The sequence below is a fragment of the Streptomyces sp. URMC 126 genome, from assembly GCF_051386555.1.
In the GTDB taxonomy this organism is placed as follows: domain Bacteria; phylum Actinomycetota; class Actinomycetes; order Streptomycetales; family Streptomycetaceae; genus Streptomyces.
The window spans coordinates 1-2890 of the sequence record NZ_JBPQTX010000525.1; the positions used below are offsets into that span (position 1 = coordinate 1).

3 protein-coding genes are annotated in these 2890 nt (G+C 76.1%); 1 reads left to right on the forward strand and 2 read right to left on the reverse strand.

What is annotated here, in order from left to right; translation table 11 throughout:
* Window positions 1-9 precede the first annotated feature (9 nt).
* On the reverse strand, window positions 10-1416 hold the full coding sequence (locus tag ACSNOK_RS32260; RefSeq protein WP_436784343.1) for a phytoene desaturase family protein: 1407 nt from the start codon (window positions 1414-1416) through the stop codon (window positions 10-12).
* A 232-nt stretch (window positions 1417-1648) separates the two neighbouring features.
* Complete coding sequence (locus ACSNOK_RS32265) at window positions 1649-2479, reverse strand: inositol monophosphatase family protein (RefSeq protein WP_436784341.1); 831 nt, start codon at window positions 2477-2479, stop codon at window positions 1649-1651.
* 224 nt (window positions 2480-2703) lie between these two features.
* On the opposite strand from ACSNOK_RS32265, the gene ACSNOK_RS32270 reads away from it, so the two are divergent.
* The coding region (locus tag ACSNOK_RS32270; protein ID WP_436784342.1) for a hypothetical protein at window positions 2704-2890 on the forward strand (187 nt) is incomplete at its 3' end.

Below are 2890 nucleotides of genomic sequence, written 5' to 3' on the forward strand. Positions count from 1 at the left end.
GCCCCCGCCTCACACGCCCCGCAGCCGCCGCCACACCGCCCGCGCCGCGTGATGGCCGGACATCCCGTGGACCCCCGGCCCCGGCGGCGTCGCCGAGGAGCAGAGGAACACGGCGGGGTGGGCGGTCGCGTAGGGCACCCGGGCGAGCTTGGGCCGGACGAGCAGCCGCAGGCCGGCGACCGAGCCGCAGGCGATGTCGCCGCCGACGTAGTTGGCGTTGCGGGCGGCGAGCGCGGGCGGGCCCGCGACGGCCCGGGCCAGCACCAGGTCACGGAAGCCGGGCGCGAAGCGTTCGATCTGACGCTCGATCACCTCCGTGGCGTCCCCGCGCCAGCCGTTGGGGACGTGCCCGTACACCCAGAACGTGTGCTTGCCCTCGGGCGCACGGCCGGGATCGACGATGCTGGGCTGGGCCGTGATGAGGAAGGGGACGGAGGGGTCCCGGCCGTGGACGGCGGCGCTGAGCGCCTCGCGGATCTCCTCGTACGTCGGCCCGACATGGACGGTCCCGGCCCGGCGCGCGGCCTCGGCGCGCCACGGCACCGGCCCGGACAGCGCGTAGTCGATCTTGAAGACGGAGGGGCCGTACCGGAAGCCCCGGTAGGCGTCGCCGAGCCCGGCGATGCGGGCGAGGGCGGTCGGGGACGTGTCGAAGAGGTAGGCGCGGGCGGGCGGCAGTTCGTCGAGCCGCCGGACCTCGAAGCCGGTGTGGATCGTGCCGCCGCACGCGCGCAGGTACGAGGCCAGCGCGTCCGCGACGGCCTGCGAGCCGCCGCGCGGCACGGGCCAGCCGCGTTCGTGCGCGGCCAGGGCGAAGATCAGGGCCATGCCAGCCGTGCCGATGCCGGTGAGCGGCGCGATGCCGTGCGCGGCCAGCCCGGCGAACAGCGCCCGGGCCTTGGCGTCGCGGAACCGGCGTACGTAGCCGGCCGCGGGCAGCCCCGCCACCATTCCGAACCGGGCGTAGCCCACCGGGTCGCCTGGCAGCCCGTCCCACTGGGTGCGCAGGAAGTCCCGGGCGAGGTCGTTCCACTTCCCGTGGAAGGGCTCGACCGCGCGGCGGTACGCGCCCGCGTCGTGCTCGCCGAGGGAGGCGGCCGTCTCCCCCACGCGCCGGGAGAGGACGGCGGCCGACCCGTCGGGGAAGGGGTGCGCCATCGGCAGCTCCGGGTGGAGCCACTCCAGGCCGTGCCGGGCGAGCGGCATCGCCTCGAACGCCGGGGAGCCGATGCCGAGCGGGTGGACGGCGGAGCACGGGTCGTGGCGGAAGCCGGGGAGGGTCAGCTCCTCGGTGCGGGCACCGCCGCCGATGCCGTCGGCCGCCTCGAAGACCTCGACGGACAGGCCGCGGCGGGCCAGTTCCACGGCGGCCGTCAGCCCGTTGGGGCCGGCCCCTACGACGACGGCGTCGAGCATGGTGGGCACCGGCGGACTCCTTCTCGTGAGCGCGTGGGCCGGCCGGACGGGCCCGGCGGCCCCGGTGGGGACGGGCCTGTACGGAGCATCCCCGGCCGGGACGGGCCCCGTAAGGGGGACCCCCGGCCGGTGCGGGACCGTCCCTTACGAGGACAAGCCCCGGACCGGACGCCCCGGCGCGGAGGCCAAGCCCTGATCGGGACGGCCCGCCGCCGGGGCGGGCGGATCCTCCTCAGGCCGCCAGGAGAGCCAGAATACGTGCGAGCGTCCCCGCGTCCCGCGCGGCGGCGAACGGCATCGTGTTGCCGCCGCCGATCCGGAACGGTTCGCCCGCCACCGTCGCGCTCGCCCCGCCCGCCTCGGCGACCAGCAGCAGCCCGGCGGCGTGATCCCAGGCGTTGGGCCAGGTGAAGGCGACCGCGTCGGCCGCCCCGCGTGCGACGTTCAGATACTCCAGACCGGCCGAACCGCAGGGCCGCGGCGCGACGCCGGGCGTGTCGAGCCGCCCGAGCAGGCGCTTCTCGTCATCGGTGGTGAAGTCGTAGTGCGATATCGCCACCCGCAGCTCCGCACCGGGCGCGGCCGGCCCGGGGCGCAGCGGCTTTCCGTCGAGGAAGGCGCCGCCGCCGCGGCGGGCCGTGGCCATCTGCTCCAGCGCGGGCGCGTACGTCCAGGAGGCGAGCAGCTCGCCGCGGTGGGCGAGGCAGACGAGCGTGGCGAAGCCGGGATCGCCGTGCACGAACTGCCGGGTGCCGTCGACCGGATCCACGATCCACACCGGATCGTCCCCGCCCAGCGCGTCGAGCACCGACGGATTCGCGTGCACGGCCTCCTCGCCGACCACCCGCGACCCGGGCAGCAGCACCGTCAGCGCCGCCGTCAGGTACTCCTCGGCCAGCCTGTCGGCCACCGTCACCAGGTCGTGCGGCCCCTTCTTCTCGACGATCTCGTGGGCGGCGAGCTGGCGGAAACGCGGCATGATCTCGGCCGCGGCGGCCTTGCGCACCGCCTCCTCGACGTCGGTCAGGTCGCCTGCGAGAAAGTCATCGACTGTACGGCTCATACGGCCATCGAATCATGCCCCACCGACAACCGGGGCCGGCGAGGTGGCGTCACGACGACGCGAAGGTGAACGCACCGCCGCGGCGGGCCGGTCGAGGGCAGGGATCCGGGGGGGGCGTGAGCCCCGGGCGGTGCGCTGCGCACTACGGCGTGGGAGCTGCGTACAACGGCGTAGAAAACGCGGCGGCCGTTCTGGCGGCGGAAACCGGTCCCTAGCCTGGGGCGATGGCCGACTCCCGGGAAGAGGTTCCGCGCGGGGGCGGGGCGCCTCGCCGCGTGCCCCGCGGATGGGTGCGGGTCGGAGCGGGGCTGTTCGCCATGGGCATGCTGCTGCTGGTGGTGGCGGCGCAGTTGCGGGCGACGACGCCGGACCGGATCGGAGCGCCGCCGCCCGCCCCGCCGCAGCCCGCTC